At 65.4% G+C, this 22,422-nt stretch carries 21 protein-coding genes; 6 read left to right on the top strand and 15 right to left on the bottom strand.

The features are described 5' to 3' along the window. Window positions 1-7 precede the first annotated feature (7 nt). Together ISP20_RS12775 and ISP20_RS12770 are read left to right on the top strand one after the other, a co-directional pair. A complete protein-coding gene (locus tag ISP20_RS12775) occupies window positions 8-841 on the top strand; it encodes an NAD-dependent protein deacetylase (RefSeq protein ID WP_204636636.1) in 834 nt (277 codons plus the stop codon). 76 nt (window positions 842-917) lie between these two features. Then, window positions 918-1,844 carry a CHAD domain-containing protein gene (locus tag ISP20_RS12770; protein WP_204636470.1) on the top strand — a complete coding sequence of 309 codons (927 nt, stop codon included), beginning with the start codon at window positions 918-920 and terminating at the stop codon, window positions 1,842-1,844. Between the two features lie 202 nt (window positions 1,845-2,046). Here ISP20_RS12770 and tadA read toward each other — a convergent pair whose 3' ends face one another. Then, window positions 2,047-2,535, bottom strand: coding sequence for a tRNA adenosine(34) deaminase TadA (gene tadA, locus ISP20_RS12765; protein WP_204636469.1), 489 nt, complete (start codon window positions 2,533-2,535; stop codon window positions 2,047-2,049). Between the two features lie 52 nt (window positions 2,536-2,587). After that, complete coding sequence (locus ISP20_RS12760; protein WP_338030996.1) at window positions 2,588-3,520, bottom strand: LysR family transcriptional regulator; 933 nt, start codon at window positions 3,518-3,520, stop codon at window positions 2,588-2,590. A gap of 96 nt (window positions 3,521-3,616) precedes the next feature. On the opposite strand from ISP20_RS12760, the gene ISP20_RS12755 reads away from it, so the two are divergent. After that, window positions 3,617-4,480: an NmrA family NAD(P)-binding protein gene (locus ISP20_RS12755; protein ID WP_204636468.1), complete on the top strand. Its 864-nt coding sequence runs from the start codon at window positions 3,617-3,619 to the stop codon at window positions 4,478-4,480. 20 nt (window positions 4,481-4,500) lie between these two features. Then, window positions 4,501-5,199, top strand: coding sequence for an SDR family NAD(P)-dependent oxidoreductase (locus ISP20_RS12750; RefSeq protein WP_204636467.1), 699 nt, complete (start codon window positions 4,501-4,503; stop codon window positions 5,197-5,199). A gap of 16 nt (window positions 5,200-5,215) precedes the next feature. Here the strand turns inward: ISP20_RS12750 and ISP20_RS12745 are convergent, their stop codons facing one another. The 4 genes from ISP20_RS12745 to ISP20_RS12730 form a co-directional block, all read right to left on the bottom strand. Next, a complete protein-coding gene (locus tag ISP20_RS12745) occupies window positions 5,216-6,346 on the bottom strand; it encodes a porin (protein WP_204636466.1) in 1,131 nt (376 codons plus the stop codon). A 78-nt stretch (window positions 6,347-6,424) separates the two neighbouring features. Then, window positions 6,425-6,910 carry a GAF domain-containing protein gene (locus ISP20_RS12740; protein ID WP_204636465.1) on the bottom strand — a complete coding sequence of 162 codons (486 nt, stop codon included), beginning with the start codon at window positions 6,908-6,910 and terminating at the stop codon, window positions 6,425-6,427. Further along, the gene (locus tag ISP20_RS12735) at window positions 6,907-8,274 is read right to left on the bottom strand and encodes an MFS transporter (RefSeq protein ID WP_204636464.1); all 1,368 of its coding nucleotides are present in this window, start codon (window positions 8,272-8,274) and stop codon (window positions 6,907-6,909) included. The genes ISP20_RS12740 and ISP20_RS12735 overlap by 4 nt, the downstream gene beginning before the upstream one ends. Before the next feature lie 112 nt (window positions 8,275-8,386). Beyond that, window positions 8,387-9,601, bottom strand: coding sequence for a metal-dependent hydrolase family protein (locus ISP20_RS12730; RefSeq protein ID WP_204636463.1), 1,215 nt, complete (start codon window positions 9,599-9,601; stop codon window positions 8,387-8,389). 160 nt (window positions 9,602-9,761) lie between these two features. Here ISP20_RS12730 and ISP20_RS12725 point away from each other — a divergent pair, with 160 nt between their 5' ends. Then, window positions 9,762-10,694: a LysR family transcriptional regulator gene (locus ISP20_RS12725; RefSeq protein ID WP_204636462.1), complete on the top strand. Its 933-nt coding sequence runs from the start codon at window positions 9,762-9,764 to the stop codon at window positions 10,692-10,694. A gap of 75 nt (window positions 10,695-10,769) precedes the next feature. Here the strand turns inward: ISP20_RS12725 and ISP20_RS12720 are convergent, their stop codons facing one another. The 4 genes from ISP20_RS12720 to folD all read right to left on the bottom strand — a co-directional run bounded on the left by ISP20_RS12720 (window position 10,770) and on the right by folD (window position 15,450). Further along, a complete protein-coding gene (locus ISP20_RS12720) occupies window positions 10,770-11,123 on the bottom strand; it encodes a gamma-glutamylcyclotransferase family protein (protein WP_204636461.1) in 354 nt (117 codons plus the stop codon). A gap of 71 nt (window positions 11,124-11,194) precedes the next feature. Next, window positions 11,195-12,775, bottom strand: coding sequence for a glutamine-hydrolyzing GMP synthase (gene guaA, locus ISP20_RS12715; RefSeq protein ID WP_204636460.1), 1,581 nt, complete (start codon window positions 12,773-12,775; stop codon window positions 11,195-11,197). A gap of 126 nt (window positions 12,776-12,901) precedes the next feature. Further along, complete coding sequence (guaB, locus tag ISP20_RS12710) at window positions 12,902-14,359, bottom strand: IMP dehydrogenase (RefSeq protein WP_204636459.1); 1,458 nt, start codon at window positions 14,357-14,359, stop codon at window positions 12,902-12,904. A gap of 224 nt (window positions 14,360-14,583) precedes the next feature. Beyond that, window positions 14,584-15,450: a bifunctional methylenetetrahydrofolate dehydrogenase/methenyltetrahydrofolate cyclohydrolase FolD gene (folD, locus tag ISP20_RS12705; protein ID WP_204636458.1), complete on the bottom strand. Its 867-nt coding sequence runs from the start codon at window positions 15,448-15,450 to the stop codon at window positions 14,584-14,586. A 65-nt stretch (window positions 15,451-15,515) separates the two neighbouring features. Between folD and ISP20_RS12700 the strand changes: the two genes are divergently transcribed. After that, window positions 15,516-16,637: a GNAT family N-acetyltransferase gene (locus ISP20_RS12700; RefSeq protein WP_204636457.1), complete on the top strand. Its 1,122-nt coding sequence runs from the start codon at window positions 15,516-15,518 to the stop codon at window positions 16,635-16,637. Here the strand turns inward: ISP20_RS12700 and moeB are convergent, their stop codons facing one another. The 5 genes from moeB to ISP20_RS12675 all read right to left on the bottom strand — a co-directional run bounded on the left by moeB (window position 16,638) and on the right by ISP20_RS12675 (window position 22,375). Then, window positions 16,638-17,804, bottom strand: coding sequence for a molybdopterin-synthase adenylyltransferase MoeB (moeB, locus tag ISP20_RS12695; protein WP_204636456.1), 1,167 nt, complete (start codon window positions 17,802-17,804; stop codon window positions 16,638-16,640). A gap of 173 nt (window positions 17,805-17,977) precedes the next feature. Beyond that, the gene (der, locus tag ISP20_RS12690; protein ID WP_204636455.1) at window positions 17,978-19,375 is read right to left on the bottom strand and encodes a ribosome biogenesis GTPase Der; all 1,398 of its coding nucleotides are present in this window, start codon (window positions 19,373-19,375) and stop codon (window positions 17,978-17,980) included. 23 nt (window positions 19,376-19,398) lie between these two features. Then, a complete protein-coding gene (gene bamB, locus ISP20_RS12685; protein WP_204636454.1) occupies window positions 19,399-20,625 on the bottom strand; it encodes an outer membrane protein assembly factor BamB in 1,227 nt (408 codons plus the stop codon). Further along, window positions 20,622-21,266: a YfgM family protein gene (locus tag ISP20_RS12680; RefSeq protein WP_204636453.1), complete on the bottom strand. Its 645-nt coding sequence runs from the start codon at window positions 21,264-21,266 to the stop codon at window positions 20,622-20,624. The genes bamB and ISP20_RS12680 overlap by 4 nt, the downstream gene beginning before the upstream one ends. 149 nt (window positions 21,267-21,415) lie before the next feature. Next, window positions 21,416-22,375: a helix-turn-helix domain-containing protein gene (locus tag ISP20_RS12675; protein ID WP_239535766.1), complete on the bottom strand. Its 960-nt coding sequence runs from the start codon at window positions 22,373-22,375 to the stop codon at window positions 21,416-21,418. Window positions 22,376-22,422 lie beyond the last annotated feature (47 nt).

Raw genomic sequence — 22,422 nt, 5'->3', positions numbered from 1 at the left:
CGCATCGATCGGCACGACGGCAGCCGAGGTCGAGCGGGATCGTGCACGGCTGCGTGAGTTCGTGGAAGCGCATCCACGCCTGTTCGTGTTGACCGGCGCCGGCTGCAGCACCGACTCGGGCATTCCCGATTACCGCGACACCAATGGCGGCTGGAAACGCCCGCAACCGGTGACGTACCAGGCTTTCATGGGCGAAAAGGCCACGCGCCAGCGTTACTGGGCGCGCAGCCTGGTGGGTTGGCGCCGCTTCGGCCGCGCACAACCCAATGCCACCCATCGCGCGCTGGCCCGGCTCGAACAGCAGGGCCGCATCGCCACGTTGCTCACCCAGAACGTCGATGGACTGCACCAGGCGGCGGGGCATCGCAACGTGATCGACCTGCATGGGCGGCTGGATGAAGTGCGCTGCATGGGCTGCGACGCGCGCCTGCCGCGCAACGCGTTCCAGCAGGCGCTGGTGGAACGCAATCCCTCATGGGCCCTGCTCGACGCAGGCGACGCCCCGGATGGCGACGCCGATCTGGAAGGCCGCGACTTCTCGCGCTTCGATGTGCCACCTTGCCCGGCCTGCGGCGGCATCCTCAAGCCCGACGTGGTGTTCTTCGGCGAGAACGTGCCCCGTCATCGTGTTGACGCCGCCGTCACCTCGCTGAATGAGGCGGACGCCATGCTGGTCGTCGGCTCGTCGCTGATGGTGTTCTCGGGCTATCGGTTCGCCGCTGCCGCGGCGCGCGAAGGCAAACCGATCGCGGCCGTGAACCTGGGCAAGACCCGCGCCGATCCGCTGCTCAGTCTCAAGATCGAACAATCCTGCGCCGAGGCCTTGTCCTTCGTGTCATGAAGGCGCGGCGAGTCGCCCCTCGCGCATTGTCACCATTTGATGCAGAGTAGACGTCCCCGTTGTCTGGAATCACTGCATGAATGCCAGGCTTCAACATCGCGCCGCGTCGTCGCGCGCTTCTTCCGTCCACAGCAAGGACGCGCCGAGGAAGCCATCGGAATTCGAGCGCATCTGCACGACGCTGGACGGCTATTTCGCCAAGGCATTCGATGCGCGCAAGCGCCTGCTTGAACAACCCTACGACGCCAAGCTGCTGCATGCATGGCGGGTCAACCTGCGCCGCGTGACGGCCACGCTGAACGACCTTGCCACGCTGTCCGATGACGATCTGGGTGACGTGCTTGCGTATCTGAAGTCGTGCCGCGAGGCCACCGGGCAATCGCGCGATCTGGACATCCTGGCGCAAGAAACCCTGCCCGCCTTCCTGGACAAGGAAAGCGCCATGCCTGCCGGCGTCGGTGCCGCCCACAAGGCGCTGTCCGAACGGCAGCAGGAAGCGCACAAGCGGGCCGTCGTCGAACTCAAGAAGCACAACCTCGCGGCGTCGTTGCAGTCATGGCGTCACTGGGTGCAAACGGTCGAGCCGCCGACGGACAACCACATCCGCAAGTTGGCCGCCGCCGCGATCCAACAACGCTGGAGCACGCTCAAGAAGCGCGCGGCCAAACTCGACGGCGGACAGAAACGACTGCATCGCCTGCGCAGCGCCACCAAGAAGCTGCGCTACAGCATCGAGCTGTATCAGCATGCGTTTCCCAAGCAGGCCACGTCGGCCTGGATGAAACAGCTCGCCGACCTGCAGGGCCACCTCGGCGTTGCACACGACCGCATGATAGGTCGCACGCTGATCCGTGATTTCCTGGTCGCGGAAGATACGCAGACCCTGCTCAAGCCGTTTCGCGGCTGGGGCAAGCGCACCGCCTATCACGCGTCGGAAGAAGCCATGCAAGCGCTGAAGAAGCTGGAAAAGTTGAATGTCTTCTGGCGCAAGGCTGCGCATTGATTCGCAGCAAGCGCACGACATTCCGGACCAACCTCGATTTCCCTCACCGTCATTCCGGCGCAGGCCGGAATCCAGTGGCGTCGGTGCGAGATTTTCGCGAAGCGCTTATGCCGTCGGCCTGCAGCGACAACCCAATGCGCTCGCTACTGGATTCCGGCCTGCGCCGGAATGACGGTGAGGTATCTACATTGCCTGCGAGATTTCAGCGCCGGGCGCGGAAAAACTCGCGCAGCATGCTCGATGCCTCATCGGCCAACAAACCGCCTTCGACCGTCACCCGATGGTTATGGCGATCTGAAACCAGCGTATCGAACACGCTCCCGGCCGCGCCGGTCTTGGGATCGGTGGCCCCATACACCACACGCCCAATGCGGGCGTGCACCAGGGCCATCGAGCACATCGCGCACGGCTCCAGCGTGACGTACAACGTCGCCCCCGGCATGCGGTAGTTGGAGAGCTTCTCGCCCGCAGCACGCAGCGCCATGATTTCCGCATGCGCGCTCGGATCGTTGAGCGTGATGTTGCGGTTCCAGCCCAGCCCGATGATCTCCCCGTCCTGCACCAGCACGGCGCCGACCGGCACTTCGTTCTCCGCATCGCGTGCATGCATGGCAAGCTGCAGCGCGCGGCGCATGTAGCCCTCGTCTTCAGCGGAGAACGACGGCGGCGTGGCGGAGAAATCGTCGGTCATCAGATCGGCAAGCAGGTAGCGGGGCTGGCCATTCTATCGTCTGTGAGGCCGGCTAGACCGCCGTCGTGAGCGCCACGACAAAATCGAGAAAGGCTCGCACCTTGGCCGACGGATGATGGCGCGAGGGATACAGCGCATAGAGCGGAAAGCGCTCGTCCGGCCAGTCGGGAAACAGCTCCACCAGCTTGCCGCTGGCCAGCAACGGCGCGGTCGCCACCGCCATCACCTGGGCAATCCCATAACCGGCCACGCAGGCGCTGTGCATGGTGCCCCCGTCGTTGACCACCAGCCGGCCGGACGTCCTGACGGTCACTCGCTTGCGTTTGCGATGGAACTCCCACGGAAAGGTGTGCCCGGTCGCCGGATCGCGAAACTCGATGCAGACGTGCCGGTCGCCTTCCAGTTCCTGCGGATGCTCGGGTCGACCATGCCGGCGCAGGTACGCCGGCGAGGCCACGGTCACAATGCGTGTCTCCAGCAGCTTGCGTGCCACCAAGCTGGAATCGGGCGGCTCGCCAAAGCGCACGGCCAGATCGAAGCCGTCCGCCACGATGTCGCCCAGTTGATCGCGCGTGGCCAGTTCCACCTGCAACTGCGGATGGGCATCCATGAATTCGCTGATGCGGGGCGCCAGTACCAGGCGCGAGAACAGGGGATCCAGGTGGACACGCAAGCGCCCACGCACCCTCGTGGCCCCCTCCGCCGCACCTGCCGCAGCCTCCTCCAGCCCCGCCAGCAAGGGCATCACTTGCGCATGCAAGCGGCGCCCTTCGTCGGTCAGGCGCACCGATCGCGTGGTGCGATCGAACAACCGGATGCCCAGCCGCGCCTCCAGCCGCGCGATGGCGCGACTGACGCCGGGCGGCGACATGTCCAGCATCTCGCCAGCCGCGGCGAAGCTGCCGCCGTCCACTACGGCGGTGAACACGCTCATGCCATTGAGGATGCGCTCGTCGAAGGCCATCGATTCGTGCTCTTTTGTCACTTATCCATTGTCATTGATGTTATCGCGAAATGAGTGGCCGGCGCCCAGAATCCTCGCCCAAGCGCGGCATGGCCGCCAACACGAGGATTTCCGAACATGTATGCCGTGATGGGTGTGACGGGCCAGGTAGGCGGCCAGGTGGCAAACGGGTTGCTGGCTGCGGGCCAGCGCGTGCGCGCGGTGCTGCGCGACGAGGCCAAGGCTGGGCCGTGGATCGAGCGCGGCTGCGGGATCGCCATTGCCGGCAGCGACGATGCGGATGCGCTGGCCACTGCCTTCGAAGGCACCGAGGGCGTATTCCTGATGATTCCGCCCGACTACGATCCCGCGCCGGGCTTTCCCGCCGTGCAGAAGGTGATCGCTGCCGTCAGTCGCGCTGTCGAAGCGGCGCGACCGGGCAAACTGGTGTTCCTGTCCACGGTGGGCGCCCATGTGGAAGAGTTCTCGCTGTTGAACAACTCCCGCCTGGTCGAGTCCGCCCTGCGCAACCTGCCCGTTCCCACCGGCTTCGTGCGGGCGGCATGGTTCATGGAAAATGCCTCATGGGATGTCGCCGCAGCCCGCACGGGCGTGATTCCCAGCTTCCTGCAGCCGCTGGACCATCCGATTCCCATGGTTGCGACCGCCGATATCGCCCGCACCATCGTGGCGACGCTGCAGGATCAGTGGCAAGGTACGCGCGTGACCGAACTGGAAGGGCCGCAGCGCTATTCGGCGATCGACATCGCCAACGGTTTCGCTGCCGTTCTTGGCCACCCTGTGCGCACCGAACCGGTGCCACGCGACACCTGGAAACCGCTGTTCCTCACGCAGGGTATGCAGCATCCCGAACCACGCATGCGTATGCTTGACGGCTTCAACGAAGGCTGGATCGATTTCGAGCACGGCCCGTCCGGTTCGCTCAAGGCCGCCACCACGCTGGACAGCGTGCTGCGCCGCCTGGTCGAACGTTCTTCCTGACGTCCCATGGCGAGGCACTTATGACAACGAAGCCGCAGACCGCATTCATCGTCGGCGCCTCGCGTGGGCTGGGTCTCGCCCTGGCCGCCGAATATCTCAAGCGCGGCTGGCACGTCATCGCCACCGTGCGCGGATCGGCACGCACCAAGCTGCACGACCTCAAGGCAGCGGCCGGCGGCCGGCTCGAGATCGAACCACTCGACATCGATATACCGAGCGACGTGGCCGCCCTGCGTCAACGACTGGATGGCCGCACGCTCGACGTGCTGTTCGTCAATGCCGGCGTCGCCATCGACCCGGACAAGTCGATGACCGAGATCGATACCGACGCCTTCACCCGCATGATGGTGACCAACGCACTCAGCCCCATCCGCATCATCGAGGCGTTCGACGCGCTGGTGGCACCACGCGGCACCATCGTGGCCATGTCGTCGGAACTGGGCAGCGTCAGCGACAACACCGGCGGCGGCTGGGAGGGCTATCGGGCCAGCAAGGCCGCGCTCAACACCCTGATGCGCAGCTACGCGGCCCGCCACAGCGCGAGCCCACGCACGCTGCTGCTGATCGCGCCCGGCTGGGTGCGCACGGACATGGGTGGCGCAGGCGCGCCACTCGACGTCAGCGACAGCATCCCGCGCGTGGTGGACGTGGTGGCCTCGCAGGCCGGCCGCCGCGGCCTGCAGTACCTCGACTACCAGGGCGAAACCGTGCCGTGGTGAAGGTCGCCACCAGCGACTAGAACGTCACCCGCATGCCCACTCTTGCGGCCGCCTGCTCACCCGTCGACGACGGTCCCATATAGGGGAGTGCCGCCACCGCCAACTGGCCCGTCGAATCCACGCCAGTGGCCTGCTGGCGGTACAGCAGCGCATAAAGCAGAACCTGTTTGGAGAGGCTGTACCATGCGCCCGCATTCCATTGCTGATAGGTCGCGGTCTGGCCCTTGGTGTAATCGTACGAAGCGCCCAGCAGCCACGCGGATGTCAGCTTGTAGGTGGCGAGCAGCTCGTAGTTGTTGAACGTGGCGGTGCCCGAGAACGGTGTCGACGACGTGCGAACCACATCCTCGAAGCGGGTCGACGTATAGGTGAACCCGACCAGTGCCTGGCCCCGGCGGTAGTTGACGCCTGCACCCGTCTCCACCAGCGCCTTCGCCGAAACATAGCCGCGGAATATCGGGCTGGCGATCGGATTGACGAAGCTTGCTCCCGCTACGGGGCTCGCCCCCGCATCGTATAGCGACGTCGCCGGCTTGCCGATATAGGAGTAGAACGCGCTCGAACTCAGGGCCTCGTTCGCATAGCTGACGCTGACCGAGTGCTTGCTGCCCACCGTGGACTCGCTCGCCCCGCCCGCGGGACCGTACAGTGCCGCAAACTTGAAGCCGGCGAATACCGGCGAGTTGTACTTGATCACACCCGTGAGCGAATAGCTTCCCCACATGTTGTCCTGGTCTGACGCATGGCTCGCCGCCACGCCACCGAATCGTCCGGCGCCCGACAAACCGATAAGCGAATCGAGCACCAGATCGTACTGCCGCCCCAGCGTTACCACGCCGTACGGCGATTCCACTCCCGCAAAGGCCTGGCGCCCGAACACGCGTCCGCCATTGGCGAGCTTGCCGGTGTTGATGTCGAAGCCGCCTTCCAGACGGCCGATCACGCGATAGCCGTTGTCCAGCTTGAAATCGACCAGCAGCCCGAACTTGCTGCTGCCGAGACCGCCATTGGTGAGCTTGACCTGGCTGTGGCCCGATTGGTTGGTGGTGTAAGTGAGGCCGTCGTCCAGAACTCCATAGAGAACGGCATTTTCGGCGTGGCACGTCAGCGCCATCGTCAACGCGGCTGCAGCGACAAATCTTTTCATGGCCAATCCACCCCTGTGTATTGAACAGACGATTGAAGCGAGGTCTTTCGAGCGATGCGTGGGAAGCCACGCGATGGTTCAGCGGGCCAGCAACGCCGGCACGACCAGGTGGGCAAGGATTCGAACGAGATCGATCTCGAGATGGGCGTAGCGCCCTGGCGCATCGAGCATGTTCAAGCTGCCGAGCACCCTGCCGCGCCAACGGACCGGCATGTTCACGACGCTGCCCAGGCCCAGAGAAGCCAGCCGCTGGTGATAGGCGAAGACCGAGGCAAGCTCCTCCTCGCTATGGCCGACAAACGGCAGGCCCAGATGCAATACCTGCTCGGCCCAGGCCGACGATGCGACCGGATCGAGCGCTCCCTCGGGATAGGTCGCCGGATCGCTGGAATAGAGCCGCGTGGCAAGGGTCATGGCATCGTCGTAGACGAGAATCGTCAGCAACCGGTGTCCGACCATGCGTTGCAACGCCGAGTCGACGGCATGGAATACGTCGTGCGTGCCTTTCGCCTGGAAGCAGGCCCGTTCGATCAGGACCAGTTCGTGGGGCAGATGATCCCTCATGGGCTGCCCTCCTCTGCCGAGATGGCCTCCAGCGACAAGCCCGTGGTCTGCGGCCCGAGCAGGATCACCGCGCACACACCTGCCGCCAGCACCACCGTGGTCATGGCGAACACGCCACCGAAGCCGAGCACCGGATACAGCAGTCCCACCAGCAACGGAGCACTGATGGCACCGATGCGCCCCACTGCCGACGAACTGCCCGCACCGATCGCACGGATCGCAGTGGGAAAGATTTCCGCCGTGTAAGCGTAGACGCCGGCATAGGCGCCATTCATCGCAAACGAGAGACACGCGCCGGCCAGCAGGATCGCCTGATGATCGTGGGCGAAAGCCATCGCCAGGGCGAAGGCCGTACCCATCGTCATGTACAGCACGATGGTGCCTTTGCGCCCGATTTTTTCGTTCAGCAGTGCTGCCGAGAAATAGCCTGGAATCTGCGCCAGATAGATGATGAACGAGTAGCCGAAGCTCTGCGTGATGCCCATCCCTTTCTGCATCAGCAGGCCGGGAATCCAGGTAAAGAACAGGTAGTAGCTGAAGGTGAGCGAGAGCCACATCAGCCAGGCCATCGTCGTGACGCGCGCCTGCCTGCCGTGCCACAGGCCTTGCAACAAAACATTCAACGACGGTCGTCCCAGATCCTTTCCGCTCGCTGCCGCCGCCTCCGCTGCCGTGTCGGATGATGGCGTACGCTGGTCGAAGGTCGATTCGATCTTGGCGATGATCGCCCTCGCCTCTGCATGCCGTCCGCGACTTTCGAGCCAGCGCGGCGATTCATCGAGCGAGCGCCGCCACCACAGCAACATGCCTACCGGCAATGCGGTGATGATGAGCACGACCCGCCAGCCTTCCGCGCATGAGCGGACGACGAAATAGCCGAGCGCCGCGGCGGCCACGAAGCCGAACGAGAAGAAACCGGTGAGCGCGCCAACGAAGGTGCCGCGATAGCGCTTGGCCACGAACTCCGCCAGGTACGGCGCGATGATGGCGCTCTCTGCCCCGGTGCCGATGCCAGCGATGATGCGCAAGACCAGGAACATCGACCACGACGTCGACCACGCCGAGGCCAACGAAGCTGCTGCATAGATGGCCAGCGCATACATCATCACGCGACGCCGGCCGAACACGTCGCCGAGCAAACCCGCGCCAAGCGCACCGAAGAAGAAACCGATGTACGCCACGCTGCCCAGCACGCCGGTCTGCGCGCTGCTCAAGCTCCATAGCGAGCGCAGCACCGGCAGGATGAAAGCCAGTACAGCCGTGTCCATCGCATCGAATGCGTAGCCCAGGCCACCGATGAGGAACAGGCGGCGGTGGTAGCTGGCGTACGGCCAGCTTTCCGTTCTTGACGAAACGAATGACAAAGTACCCCCCCTGCGTCGGCGAGCGACGCGGTTTGAAGAGAACGACGATGGGACGGGAAGCGCGGCCATCCCCATGGCCACGCAGCGTTGCCGTGTCCGGCGTTTGGACCGTTCAGGCCGGCGCGCGAGTGAGTCGGTCGACCACCGGCTTGCCTGCCTTGAGCACCATCCGAAGATTGCGTTCGTGTTGGAAAGCGCGCAGATCGCGCAGAGGGTCACCGTCCATGACCAACAGATCGGCGCACGCCCCCTCGGCGATGACGCCCAACCGCCCCGACGCTCCTATCAGCTCTGCATTGACGTGAGTCGCACTGCGCAGGACTTGCGCCGGCGACATCACCTGTTGGCGCAGCACGAGTTCGTCGCACTGCAGATCGTGCATGTCGCCGAGCAGATCCGAGCCCAGCGCGATCTTCACCCCGGCCGCCTGCGCGATGCGTATCGCCTCGAGGCCGCGGTCTTTCACCTGGGCGCACTTCTCCAGCATGGCGGGCGCCCAGCCCAGCGCGCTGCCGCGCTCGGCCAACGCCGCGTAAGTGGCCAGCGTGGGCACCAGATAAACGCCGTATCGCGCCATCAGCTCGGCCGTCTGCTCGTCGAGCAGGTTGCCGTGCTCGATCGAGCGCACACCCGCTCGCACGGCCCGACTGATCGCCTCCGGCGAATACGCGTGCGCCATCACGTAAGTCCGGGCCGCGTCCGCCTCTTCCACGATTGCGCCCAGTTCCTCAGTGGAGAATTGCAGGCCGTCGAGTGGATCGTTTGGCGTCGAGATGCCACCACCGGCCATCACCTTGATGTGATGGGCGCCGTTGCGGATCTGCTCCCGTACCGCCCGCCGAACCTCGGGCACGCCGTCGGCGACGTAACCGAGCAGGCCGGCCGAGCCGCAGCAGATGCAACCGCCATGGGAAAAGTGTGGCGGACGCGGGTCACCGTGACCGCCGGTCTGCGTGATGGCCTGTCCCGCAATCAATAGCCGCGGCCCGACGATATGTCCTTGTTCGATCGCCTGCACCAGACCCGAATCAGCCCCGCCCGCATCCCGCACCGTGGTGTAGCCACGCCGAAGCATGGCCTCCAGCACCGTCTCGGTGTGGGCGGCAATCAGCGATTGCGTCATCAATGAGAGTTTGAAGAAGTCAGCGACGATCGCTGTGACATGCACGTGCGCATCGATCAATCCTGGAAGCAAGGTAAGACCGTCGAGCGCAATGCTGGCTCCGCCGTTGTCAGGCAAATCTCCCTGGACGACGGCGGTGATGGTCTCGTCCTCGATGCGCACAGACATGCCGGTTAGAAGCTCGCCGGTAGTGCTGTCGAACATGCTCGCGTTGCGGAACGTCAACGATGTCATCGGCGATTCCCTTCGTAGGCCGTGGCATCGATTGTGTTGAGCGCCTGCTATGCGAACAATGACATCGCCCTGACAACGTCTTTGCCTTCAAGGCAACACTGTCTTCTCGATGTTTCGCCAAGGATTGCGAATGAATGGTCTGTCGATGGGCCGACTGAAGTATCTGTTCGAAGCAGCGCGACTGGGCAGCATGCGCGCAGCGGCAGACTTCCTGGACGTCGCGCCTTCAGTGGTCAGCCGGCAGATCGCCGAGCTGGAGAAAGTGACTTGCACGCCGGTGATGGAAACCAATCGCCGTGGCGCCAAGCCGACCGAAGCCGGCCGCTTGCTGATCGAGCACTACCGCAACCACCTGGCCCAGGAGGAATCGCTGGCGTCGCGCTTGAATGCGCTGGCGGGTTTGTCGATCGGCACAGTAAGCATTGGCGCCGTGCAGGGCTTTGCCGATGACCTCATGCGACACGTGCTGCAGCCGTTCCATGCACAGCATCCCGGCATCGCCATCCATCTGCAGCTGGGCAGCATCAACGACATCCTTGGCTGGCTCGAGCAGGATGAAGTTCACCTCGGCCTGATTTATGGTCCCGGCTTTCACTCGCACCAGGGGCGCTTGAAAGAGGTGCGGTCCCACCCGCAGCCGTTGTGCGTGGTGGTATGCGCGCAGCATCCGCTGGCCGAAGCCACCTTGTTGCAGGTCGGAACTCTGTTCGAGCATCCGTTTGCGCTGGCGCATGCCGGCTTCGGCACACGCAAGATCGTCGAGCAGATCGAAGCCGCCGAGCATCGACGTCTCAAGCTGGCAATGGAATCGGATCACCTGATCTGCCTAACCGGTTTCGCCCGCTGCGGCATGGGTGCGACCCTGCTTCCCGCCTTTGCCGTTTACGACGATCTCCAGCGCGGAACCCTGAAAGCGATTCCCGTGGCCCACCCCTTGCTCACCGAGGTACAGGCCCAACTGGTGGCCCGGCGCGGTCGTGCGCTGCCCGCCGCCGCGCAGCGACTGCAGCGCCATATCGTTCAGCACATGGAGGCGTTCAATGCGTTGAGCGCGTCAGGGTGATCCGCGCCGGGGGGCAAAAACCGCGACATCCGACACCGCCTTCCGCGGGTTGCGGACCTTGCTTGGCGAGTGCGCTCAGGCCTGGATGTAGATCCAGGCCTGCTTGCCCGACTTCAGCCGCACGGCGACCCGCTGGTAGTCGGCGACCTCGTAGCGATCGGCCGCGGCCAGCTCAGCCGCAGTGATGCGGAACACCTTGCCGGCGACTTCGTCCGACGGGTTGTCGCTGGGCGCGACGATGGGATGGAATTGCTCGCCGCTCTGGCGCAGCACCTCGGGATCGGTGATCTCGATCAGCGTCCGGCGGTAGCCCGGCATGGCGTCATCTTCGCCTTCGAGCACGCGCCCGAAGGACGCAAGCTGGACGCGCTCGAGCTGCAAGGTGCCGTAGGAGAACAACAGCTCGTTGCGGGCCTCGTCCACCATCATCAACGTCCCTTTGATATCAACGAATTACGGCGACTTTCTGAGAAAGTCGCCGTCGCCCCGAAGTCGGGAACTCACTCCCACTCAATGGTTGCGGGCGGCTTGCCACTGATGTCATAAACGACACGAGAAACACCGCGCAACTCATTGATAATACGATTGGAAACCTTGCCAAGGAAGTCGTACGGCAGGTGCGCCCAATGCGCCGTCATGAAGTCGATCGTCTCGACCGCACGCAGGGCAATCACCCATTCGTAGGCTCGGGCATCGCCCACCACGCCCACCGACTTCACCGGCAGGAACACGGCGAAGGCCTGGCTGGTCTTGTCGTACAGATCCCAGGCGCGCAGCTCTTCGATGAAGATGGCATCGGCACGGGCCAGCAACTCGGCGTATTCGGGCTTCACTTCGCCCAGGATGCGCACGCCCAGGCCAGGGCCAGGGAACGGATGGCGGTAGACCATGGCGCGCGGCAGGCCGAGTTCCACGCCGATGCGGCGCACCTCGTCCTTGAACAGCTCGCGCAGCGGCTCGACCAGCTTGAGTTTCATGTGCTCCGGCAGGCCGCCCACGTTGTGGTGGCTCTTGATCACGTGCGCCTTGCCGGTCTTGCTGCCGGCGGACTCGATCACGTCCGGATAGATGGTGCCCTGGGCCAGCCACTTCACCTGGCCGTGGCCGGCGTTGGTGACCTTGGCCGATTCCTCGTCGAAGATTTCCACGAACAGGCGGCCGATGATCTTGCGCTTGGCTTCCGGATCGGCCTCGCCTTCCAGGGCCTTGAAGTAGCGCTCGGCGGCATTGACGCGGATCACCTTCACGCCCATGTGCTCGGCCATGGTGGCCATCACCTGGTCGCCTTCCTGGAAGCGCAGCAGGCCCGTATCGACGAACACGCAGGTCAGCTGGTCGCCGATGGCCCGGTGCAGCAGCGCGGCCACCACGGACGAATCCACGCCGCCGGAAAGACCAAGCAGTACGTGATCGTTGCCAACCTGCTCGCGCACGCGGGCGATCTGGTCTTCGATGATGTGCGCGGCGGTCCACAGCGTCTGGCAGCCGCAGATTTCCGTGACGAAACGCTTAAGCAGCGCGGTGCCCTGCTTGGTGTGCGTCACTTCCGGATGGAACTGCACGCCGTACCAGCGCTTGTCCTCGTTTTCCATCACCGCGACGGGGATGCGGTCGGTGGTGCCGGTGATCACGAAGCCCGGCGGCGCCTTGGACACGTGGTCGCCATGGCTCATCCAGACGTCCAGGCGATGCGCGCTGTCGTGGTCGCTCAGGCCCGCGAACAGGCGGCTGGTCGTCGCGATGTCCACTTCGGCGTGGCCGAACTCGCGCGCGTCGGCAGCCTCGGTGGCGCCACCCAGCTGCGCGGCGAGCGTCTGCATGCCGTAGCAGATGCCGAGAATCGGCAGGCCGGCATCGAACACTTCCTGCGGCGCCTTGGGCGCGCCCGGCAAGGTGGTCGACTCGGGGCCGCCGGACAGGATGATGCCCTTGGCGCCGAACGCGGCGATCTCAGCCGGGTCGTGGTCCCACGCCCAGATTTCGCAGTAGACCCCGATCTCGCGCACGCGGCGGGCGATCAGCTGCGTGTACTGCGCGCCGAAATCGAGGATGAGGATTTTGTCGCTATGGATGTCGGTCACGGTCCGGCTCCGGTGCGCTGCAGGCTTGCCCTGCCCGCGCTTGATTCAGTGAATGCGAAGGCGACGCGCGTGGGCGTCGCCTCCCGTTAAAACGAATGCGCCGGCCATCGGGCCGGCGCGTATCCCTCAGGAATTGAGCCGGTAATTCGGCGCTTCCTTGGTGATCTGGATGTCGTGCGGGTGCGCTTCAGTGACGCCGGCGCCGGTCACCTTCACGAACTGCGCGTTGTTGCGCACATCGTCGACCGTGGCGGCACCGAGGTAACCCATCGAGGCACGCAGGCCACCGATCAGCTGGTGGATGATGTTGCGCAGCGAACCACGGTACGGCACGCGACCTTCGATGCCTTCGGGCACCAGCTTGTCGGCGTCGGCTTCGTCCTGGAAATAGCGGTCCTTGGAACCCAGCGCCATCGCACCCAGCGAACCCATGCCGCGGTAGCTCTTGTACTGGCGGCCTTGGAACAGTTCGACGTCGCCCGGCGATTCTTCGGTACCGGCAAACATCGAACCCAGCATCACGGTGGATGCACCGGCGGCGAGCGCCTTGGGGATATCGCCCGAGTAGCGGATGCCACCGTCGGCGATCAGCGGGATCTCATCCTTCAGCGCGGTCGCGACGAGGTCGATCGCGGTGATCTGCGGCACACCGACACCGGCGACAACGCGCGTAGTGCAGATCGAGCCGGGACCCACGCCCACCTTCACCGCATCGACGCCGGCATGGAGCAGCGCACGCGCCGCTTCGCCGGTAACGATATTGCCGGCAATCACCTGCACCTGCGGGTAGCGCTTCTTCACCCAGCCGGCGCGATCGATCACGCCCTGCGAATGGCCGTGCGCGGTATCGACCACCAGCACGTCCACGCCTGCGTCGACCAGCGCTTCAATACGTGCTTCGGTGTCGCCACCTACGCCCACCGCGGCACCGACCAGCAGACGCTCGAGGCGATCCTTGGCGGCGTTCGGGTTGTCACGGGCCTTCTGGATGTCCTTGACGGTGATCAGGCCACGCAACTGGAAGTCGTCGTTGACCACCAGCACTTTCTCGATGCGGTGCTTGTGCAGCAGCTGCAGCACTTCGTCCTGGCTGGCGCCTTCACGCACCGTCACCAGCTTCTCCTGGCGGGTCATGATGTTGCGCACGGGATCTTCATGCTTGCGCTCGAAGCGCAGATCGCGGCTGGTGACGATGCCCACCAGCTGTTCGCCATCCACCACCGGCACGCCGGAGATGTTGTGCGCGCGGGTCAGCTGCAGCACTTCGCGAATGGAAGTATTCGGACCGACGGAAATGGGGCTGCGGATCACGCCGGCTTCGAACTTCTTCACCAGGCGCACTTCAGCGGCCTGCTGCTCGGCGGTCATGTTCTTGTGGATGATGCCGATGCCGCCCTGCTGGGCCATGGTGATGGCGAGGCGGGCTTCGGTCACCGTGTCCATCGCGGCGGACACGATGGGAATGTTCAGTCGCAGGTTCCGGGTGAGCTGCGTGGAAGTATCTACGTCACGTGGCAGAACGGCCGAATGGGCCGGAACGAGGTAAACATCGTCGTAGGTGAGAGCCTCGGCGAGGATGCGCATGCGTTTTGTCCCGCTGCAAAGAGGAGATTATACGCAGAAGGCCTAGGCCTCGCCACACTCCGTATGAACGAAAAGTCGGCCAGACCCGCTGCAGGATGGCCGCTTGCATGTGGTTTGACGTCGCAGTTTTCAAGGTCGCGGAGCCTGCTCCCCTGTGGGAGCGCGGCGGCCTACCGCTTCGTAGGTTTGTCGCGCACAAGTGCGCTCCCACAAAAAATCTGCGCTCAGGCCTGCTGCGCAGCTTCGCGTGCTTCCGCCGCTTCGAGCGTGTTTTCCAGCAGTGTCGCCACCGTCATGGGACCGACGCCACCCGGCACCGGCGTGATCCAGCTGGCGCGTTCGGCGGCGGTCGCGAAGTCCACGTCGCCCACCAGGCGGCCGTCTTCCAGGCGGTTGATACCCACGTCCACCACCACCGCACCCGGCTTGATCCATTCGCCCTTGACCAGACCCGGGCGACCGACCGCGACGATCACGATGTCCGCTTGGCGCACGAAGCCTTCCAGGTCGCGGGTGAACTTGTGGCAGCAGGTGGTGGTGCAGCCGGCGATCAACAGTTCCAGCGCCAGCGGGCGACCGACGTGGTTGGACACGCCCACCACCACCGCATGCTGGCCGCGCACCGGACGGTCGGTGTGGCCGAGCAAGGTCATCACGCCGCGCGGCGTGCACGGACGCAGGCCGAAGCGGCGCAACGCCAGGCGGCCCACGTTGACGGCCTGGAATCCGTCCACGTCCTTGCCCGGATCGATGCGGTCGACCAGCGCGTCCTCGTCGATGTGCTCGGGCAACGGCGACTGCACCAGGATGCCGTGCACTGCCGGGTCGGCATTGAGCCGGTCGATCAGCGCGATCAGTTCTTCCTGCGTGGTGCTCGCAGGCAGATCGAAATCGAACGAGCGGAAGCCAACCTGATGGCAGGCTTTGCGTTTATTGCGAACGTAGACGGAGGAACCGGCGTCGTCGCCCACCAGCACCACGGCAAGGCCGGGCACGTCCAGGTTCCTGGCAACGCGCTCGGCGACCCGGCGCCCGATCCGCTCCATCAGTTCCTGCGCAATGCGTTTGCCGTCGAGGATGCGTGCGCTCATGATCGGGACCGTCTACAAAGAAACCCATTATCCCGGCTCGGCCGCACGCACACAAACGATCCCGCATGACCGACACAGCCAACTTGCCCGCCTCTCTCGAACTCGACGCGCAAGGCCTGCGCCTGCGGCCGTGGCGACCCGACGACGCGCAGGCGCTGTTCGAGGCCACCCGCGAGTCGATCGCTTCGGTTTCGCCCTGGCTGCCCTGGCTGCACGAGGGTTACAGCCTGGAGGACAGCGCGAACTGGATCGCCGAATGCCAGGCCGGCCGCGAGCGTGGCGACGTCCACGACTTTGGCGTGTTCGATGCGCAAGGGCGCGTGCTGGGCGATCTGGCGCTCAACCGCATCGACCCGAAACGAGGCAGCGCCAATCTCGGTTACTGGGTGCGCGAGTCGGCCCAGGGCCAGGGCGTCGCCACGCGCGCGACTCGCGCGATCGCCGCGTTCGGTTTCCAGGTACTCGGCCTGGTCCGCATCGAGATCGTGATCGGCGTCGACAACCTGGCGAGCCGGCGCACCGCCGAGCGCCTGGGCGCCCATTTCGACGGGATCTTGCCCAACCGCATCATTCTCGATGGCAAGGCCCTTCCGGCGGCCGTGTACTCGTTGCTGCCGCCCGAGCGCGACGACGCGTCGCCCGGACCGGCACTGGAAGACAGTCAGGTACGGCTGCGCCCTTACCGTTCGACCGATGCCCCGGCACTGCATGCCGCCTTGCACGAGTCGATGAAAACCATTGGCCGTTGGCAGTCCTGGTGCACACCTGCCTACAGCCTGGAGGATGCCCGCCGCTGGGTCGCGCAAACCCGCCTGGCCTGGCAGGGCGTCGGCGACGAATGCGCGCTGGCCATCGCCGATCGCAGCAGCGACGAGGTCATCGGCAGCGTCGCCCTCAATCATTGGCAGCCCGACATCGGCATGGCCAACCTGGGCTACTGGGTGCGCCAGTCGCGCCAGGAGCAAGGCGTTGCCACCGCGGCCGTGCGCCTGCTGGCGCGGCACGCATTGCGCGCCACCGATCTGCGGCGGCTGGAGATCGTGGTCGCCGCCGACAATCACGCCAGTCGACGCGTTGCCGAACGCGCCGGCGCGCACCTCGAGGGCGTCGCCCGCCACCGGCTTATGCTGCGTGGCGAGCCGGTGGACGCGGCGATCTACTCGCTGGTTGCGAACGACCTGCGCTGATCAGCCCGCCGCGGCGCACATCTGCAGCAGGTCTTCGTAGCCCTGGAACGTGGCGCCTTCAGCGCAGCCGGGGCAATCGGGATCGCGCGGTAGACGCGTTTCGCGAAAGCGCATGGCGAGCGCATCGAAGTTGAGCAGGCGACCGACCAGCGGATCGCCGATCTCGAGAATGAGCTTGAGCGCCTCGGTGGCCTGCAACAGACCCACGATGCCGGGCAGCACACCCAGCACGCCCGCCTCGCTGCAATTGGGTGCATCGGCGGCGGCGGGCGGCTCGGGGAACAGGCAGCGATAGCATGGCGAATCGGCGCGGCGCGGATCGAACACGCTGACCTGGCCGCTGAAACGTTCCACCGCACCGTAGACCATCGGAAGGCGCAAGCGCTGGGACGCTACCGCCACGAGATAGCGCGCGGGAAAGTTGTCCGCGCCATCGATGACCAGGTCGTGGTCGATCAACAGTCGCTCGACGTTGTCGGCCTGCAGGCGTTCGGTGCGGATCTCCACGCGCACACGCGGATTGAGCGCGGCCAGTGCGATCCGTGCCGATTCGGTCTTGGCCATGCCGACGCGCGCATCCGCATGGATGATCTGCCGATGCAGATTGGATCGTTCGACGCGATCGTCGTCGATGAGCGTGAGTTGCCCGACACCGGCCGCCGTCAGATACAGCGCAGCCGGCGCACCAAGACCACCCGCCCCCAGCAACGCCACGCGCGCGGACGCCAGTTTTGCCTGCCCTGCCTCGCCTACCTGCGGCAATTGCAGTTGGCGTGCATAGCGTTCGGCGGCGTCGCTGTCGAGCGCCCCCTGAGCCACCGGCAGGCCCTCCGTTTTCCATTGCTGGAAACCGCCGGCCACCGAGGCCACGTGCTCATAACCCATGCGCTGCAGTGCTTCGGCGGCGAGCAGGGAGCGCTGTCCGCTGCCGCACAACAGAAGCACCGGATGGGTACGATCGGGCAGCAGCTGCTCGATCCGCAGTTCGAGAAAACCGCGCGACACACCGACGGCACCCAGCGGCAGGCCGCTGGCACGTTCGCCATCCTCGCGCACGTCGATCAGCAGGCTGCCTTGCGCCTGCCGGGCCAGGGCTTCGGCCGGGGATATCTCGGGAATGCTGGCGCGCAGGGAGGCCAGCCAGCTGTCGCGGTTGAGGCTCGTCATCGCGTTAGCTTACTCCAGCGCACCCGCCACCTGCCTGTGAGAGCGCACCCTGTGCGCGACTGTGCGGAGCGCGGGAATCAAACAGCCTGACGCGAGTTGTACGAACCGAGGTACAACGATGCGCCGCGGTCGCGCACAGGATGCGCTCCCACAGCAGAGCGATGGGTCGCGCCTCAGCGGCGCTTCTTCATCTCACGGACCATGCGCTGACGCTTGCGCTGCTGCGCTTCCGTGAGCACGTTCTTCTTGCCGGCGAACGGGTTCTCGCCGTCGCGGAAAAAGATGCGCACCGGTGTGCCATCCAGCTTGAAGCGCTTGCGGAAGAAGTTTTCCAGATAGCGGCGATAAGCGGGCGCGATGTGCTTGGTGCGGCTGCCGTGGATGACGATGCTCGGCGGGTTGGTGCCGCCCGGGTGCGCAAAGCGCAGCTTGGGAGCATGCCCGCGAACCAGCGGCGGCTGGTAGCTCTCGTAGGCCAGTTCGAGCGCCTTGGTCAGTTCGGACGAACCCAGTTCCTTGGTGGCGGCACGATGCGCGTTCACCACCGCTTTCATCAGCTCGCGCAGGCCCGAACCATGCAGCGCGGAGATGAACACTGTCTTGGCCCAGTCGACGAACTGCAGGCGACGCTCCAGCGCACGCTGGCACTGTTCGCGCTGGTAGCCGTCCATGCCGTCCCACTTGTTGACGGCGATGACCAGCGCCCTGCCCTCGTCGAGCGCATGACCGATCAGCGTAAGGTCCTGGTCGGCCAGGTTCTCGCGTGCATCGACCATCAGCACCACCACTTGGGCGGCGGCCATCGACTGCAGCGTCTTGATGACGCTGAACTTCTCCACCGCTTCCTCGACACGCGCCTTGCGACGCACGCCGGCGGTGTCGATCAGGGTGTACTTGCGGCCGTCGCGTTCCAGCGACACGCGGATGGGATCGCGGGTGGTGCCGGCCACGTCGGACACGATCAGGCGATCCTCGCCCAGCAGGCGATTGATCAGCGTGGACTTGCCCGCATTCGGACGGCCAACGATGGCGACGCGGATGCTGTCTGCCTCGACCGGATCGATCTCTTCGTGCTGGTCTTCGGGCAGCAGCGTGATGGCCGAAGCGACCAGATCGTCGGTGCCGCGATTGTGCGATGCCGCCAGCGGCAGCGTGTTGGCGATGCCGAACACGGCGAATTCCGCCATCGCGTTCTGAAGATCCAGGCCGTCGGTCTTGTTGACGCCGGCGATGATCGGCTTGCCGCTGCGGCGCAGCTCGTCGAGGATGGTGCGGTCCTGCGGCAGCAGGCCGTCGCGGGCGTCCACCACGAAGACCAGCACGCTGGCCTCTTCGATGGCCAGGCGCACCTGCTGCGCGGTCAGGCCGTCGATGCCGTCCTCGTCGCCGGACAGGCCGCCGGTGTCCACCACCACGAACGGGCGTGTGCCGGTGCGGCACACGCCGTAGTGTCGATCTCGCGTAACGCCCGGCATATCGGCCACCAGGGCGTCACGGCTGCGCGTCATTGCGTTGAATAGGGTCGATTTACCGACATTGGGACGACCGACCAGGGCAACGACGGGCAGCATGATTCAGACAACCTTTGAAACGATTAGTGTCCGCCGAGACGGTAAGCGCCGATGCGGCCCTTCACGTCTTCGACGTACACGATGTCGCCGACAACCAGCGGTTGGGCGCGAATGGCTTTCTTGGACAGGCGTTCGCGCGCAGCCAGCGCACCGTCGCCGGTCTGCAGGAAGTGCACGTAGCCCTCGAGGTCGCCGACCACGACGTAATCGCCAAGCACCGCAGGCGCGGTGAGCCAGCGATACTTCAGCGCGTCGTTCTTCCACATGTCGGCGCCGGTGCCCTTGTCGAACGACCACACCTGGGACTCGTCGTTCACGCCATAGAGGGCGTTGTCGGTGATGTCCAGCGAGGTGAAGGTCGAGAACGGACGTGCCCACAGCGGACGGCCGCTGGGACCGTCGAACGCGGAGATATTGCCGTGATAGGCGGCGCCGTAGAGGGTGGTGCCCTGGAGCAGGATCGAACCGTCGGCGTCGGCCAGGCGATCGATCTCGGTACGGCCTTCGCCGCTGGCGAGCTTCTGTTCCCACAGCTTCTCGCCGTTGTCCAGGCGCAGTGCCACCAGCTTGCCGGCGTCGTTGCCGTAGAACACCACGCCATTGGCGACCAGCAGCGGACCGTTGCCGCGCAGGCTGAGCAGCGGCACGGTGTCCTGGTCGTAGACCCAGCGGCGCTCGCCGGTGGCGCTGTCGAAACCGTACAGACGGCCATCCTGCGTGCGCGCAATGACCAGGTTGCCGGAGATGACCGGCGAGGAAATCACTTCGGAATTGACGGCCGATTCCCAACGCGGGCTGCCGTCCTTCGCATTGATGCCGTAGACGTGGCCATCGAGCGTGCCGACCACCAGCAGGTCGCCCGAGACCATCGGGCCACCGGCGTAGAGCGCGTCGGCGCGCTTCTTGTCGCCCCAGCCGAACCAGCCCTGGGTACGCGAGCTCTTCGACCACAGCGTCTTGCCGCTGGTGGCGTCGATGGCGGCGACCTTGCCGTCGGTGCTGCAGGCGTACAGCACGCCGTCGGCAAAGGCCGGGCGCAGACGCACGCCGCTTTCGCCGGAGCCATCGCCCACACTAGTGGTCCACAGCTTGCTCACCTCGGTGGTGGGCTTGAAATCCTTGGCCAGCGGAGTCGGCGGCTGGACGTTTTCCTTCTTGAACGAATGACAGCCGGCCAGCACCACCATGGAGGTCAGCGCCACCAGCCACACGCGCTTCATCGCACCGCGCTTCTTCACTTCAGGTTTCATGCACCCTGCTTCCCGGCCACGGCCAGATCATCGATTTTCATCTGCACGCTTTGCGGCGCGTTCTCACCCATCGCCGCCTTGGCGGCTACGTAGGCCTTGCGGGCATCGTCTGGGCGCCCAAGCTTGACCAGCGCATCGCCGCGTAGTTCCTGTGCGACGCCTTCATAGGCCTTGGGCGGCATGCGATCGAGCGCGGCAAGCGCGTCGGCCGCCTTGCCCTGGCCCAGTTGCACGCGCGCGATGCGCATCTGCGCCAGCGCCTTCAGGTTCGGATCGGAGGCATGGCTCTCGGCCCAGCCAAGCGATTCCACGGCCTTGTCCAACTGCTTGGCCTGGACCTGGCGCTCGGCGCGGTCGCTGACGGCGAACATCGCGTAGGTGGAGTCGGCATAGTCCTTGAGCAATTGCTCGGTCAGCGAGTCCGCGCTGTCGGTCTTGCCGGCGGCCGCGGCCACCTGGATCTGCTGGTAGAGATTGGCGGCATCGGCCTGGTGCTCGGCCTTGTGCTTGTTCCACTGCTGCCAGCCGAAGATGCCGACCAGGCCAATCGCGATGCCGACGACGATGGACAGGCCGTTCTGGCGCAACCACTGCTGTACGCGTTCGCTCTGTTCGTAATCGTCGTACGCTTCAAATGCCATGCAATCACCCTTGGGGAACCGCACATCGAAGGCTCCTGGCGGCGCCCGTCATGCGGAAAAGAAAATCAGCCGACTTGCCCGCTCGTTGCCGAGCGGACAATGGGCAAGCATAACCGATTGCGCCAGGCCGCACAGGCCTGGCGCGCAGCTCACGTCCCTGCGGGAGCGGCCTTGCCGTCGCGCAACTCGATGCGGAAATGCGCGACATTGGAACGGCGATAGCTGTCCAGCGGCATGGGCTGGCCATCCAGCGTGACCTGGGCACCGCCGGCGTTGCCGATGCGCACTTCCAGCGGCTGGTCGCTGCGGTAGGTCTTGGAGCTGCCAGCGGGCAGCAGACCGTATTCGAGACGCGAGCCGTCCTTGCCGGTGACTTCCACCCAGCTGGCGTTCTGCAGGTTCAGCACCAGGCTGTGGGCGCCCTCGCCGGTCGGCGCAGCAGGCGTCGGGGCCGCCGGCGCGGCGGCGTGGGTATCGCCGAGGTTCGGGAACGGCGTCATGGACGCCATCAGGGGCTGCTCCTGGGCGGCAGCCGCTGCCTGCGCGGACTGCGGCGCAGGCGTCGCTGCCGGGCTGGACGCGCCCTCTTGTGCGTTCGGCGCGGAAGCGAGCGTGGACGAGGCCGCGCTGGCACCGCTCGCCGGCGCATCCAGCTGGGCCACGGGCGCAGCGTCCAGCGGCGACAGATGGCTGACGTCGCGATCCAGCGTACCGCGCACGCCGAGCCAGATGGTCGGCACCACGATCGCCGCGGTCAGCACCACATAAGTCGCGGCGCGCGCGTAATTTTCCAACAGATAGCGCGAGTGCGAGATGCCACCGGTGGCAACCAGCGCGGGCTCGGGCGGCCGGATGCGCTCGAGCTCGAGCTTCACCTCGTCCTCGTCCACGCCCAGATAGCGCGCGTACTTGGTGAGATAGCTGCCCAGGTAGACGTGGTGGTCGATGCCGCCGTATTCGTTGCTCTCGATCTGCCTGAGCACGCGGGTCGGCAGACGCAGTGCATGCGCACACGTCTCCACATCCAGTCCGCGTGCCTCGCGCGCGGCGCGCAAACGCCCGCCAAGGCTGCCCTTGATCGCTTCCAGCGAGTTGTGTTCGGTTTCCATGGTGGCGTTGGGGGCTTCAGTAAATGGGAATTCTCGGTTGCCGCTAT

Origin of the sequence: Dyella kyungheensis, assembly GCF_016905005.1 — a bacterium.
GTDB classification, from domain to species: domain Bacteria; phylum Pseudomonadota; class Gammaproteobacteria; order Xanthomonadales; family Rhodanobacteraceae; genus Dyella; species Dyella kyungheensis.
Note: the sequence above shows the minus strand (reverse complement) of the source record. Positions and strands in the feature narration are given on the sequence as shown.

Excerpts from the sequence above, each read along its gene's own strand:
- guaB (WP_204636459.1), bottom strand. The coding sequence starts at position 14,359 with ATGCGCATCCTCGCCGAGGCTCTCACCTACGACGATGTTTACCTCGTT.
- ISP20_RS12770 (WP_204636470.1), top strand. The coding sequence starts at position 918 with ATGAATGCCAGGCTTCAACATCGCGCCGCGTCGTCGCGCGCTTCTTCC.
- tadA (WP_204636469.1), bottom strand. The coding sequence starts at position 2,535 with ATGACCGACGATTTCTCCGCCACGCCGCCGTCGTTCTCCGCTGAAGAC.
- der (WP_204636455.1), bottom strand. The coding sequence starts at position 19,375 with ATGCTGCCCGTCGTTGCCCTGGTCGGTCGTCCCAATGTCGGTAAATCG.
- ISP20_RS12725 (WP_204636462.1), top strand. The coding sequence starts at position 9,762 with ATGAATGGTCTGTCGATGGGCCGACTGAAGTATCTGTTCGAAGCAGCG.
- ISP20_RS12745 (WP_204636466.1), bottom strand. The coding sequence starts at position 6,346 with ATGAAAAGATTTGTCGCTGCAGCCGCGTTGACGATGGCGCTGACGTGC.
- bamB (WP_204636454.1), bottom strand. The coding sequence starts at position 20,625 with ATGAAACCTGAAGTGAAGAAGCGCGGTGCGATGAAGCGCGTGTGGCTG.
- ISP20_RS12700 (WP_204636457.1), top strand. The coding sequence starts at position 15,516 with ATGACCGACACAGCCAACTTGCCCGCCTCTCTCGAACTCGACGCGCAA.
- ISP20_RS12750 (WP_204636467.1), top strand. The coding sequence starts at position 4,501 with ATGACAACGAAGCCGCAGACCGCATTCATCGTCGGCGCCTCGCGTGGG.
- moeB (WP_204636456.1), bottom strand. The coding sequence starts at position 17,804 with ATGACGAGCCTCAACCGCGACAGCTGGCTGGCCTCCCTGCGCGCCAGC.
- ISP20_RS12720 (WP_204636461.1), bottom strand. The coding sequence starts at position 11,123 with ATGATGGTGGACGAGGCCCGCAACGAGCTGTTGTTCTCCTACGGCACC.
- ISP20_RS12740 (WP_204636465.1), bottom strand. The coding sequence starts at position 6,910 with ATGAGGGATCATCTGCCCCACGAACTGGTCCTGATCGAACGGGCCTGC.
- ISP20_RS12680 (WP_204636453.1), bottom strand. The coding sequence starts at position 21,266 with ATGGCATTTGAAGCGTACGACGATTACGAACAGAGCGAACGCGTACAG.
- ISP20_RS12675 (WP_239535766.1), bottom strand. The coding sequence starts at position 22,375 with ATGGAAACCGAACACAACTCGCTGGAAGCGATCAAGGGCAGCCTTGGC.
- ISP20_RS12730 (WP_204636463.1), bottom strand. The coding sequence starts at position 9,601 with ATGTTCGACAGCACTACCGGCGAGCTTCTAACCGGCATGTCTGTGCGC.
- ISP20_RS12755 (WP_204636468.1), top strand. The coding sequence starts at position 3,617 with ATGTATGCCGTGATGGGTGTGACGGGCCAGGTAGGCGGCCAGGTGGCA.
- folD (WP_204636458.1), bottom strand. The coding sequence starts at position 15,450 with ATGAGCGCACGCATCCTCGACGGCAAACGCATTGCGCAGGAACTGATG.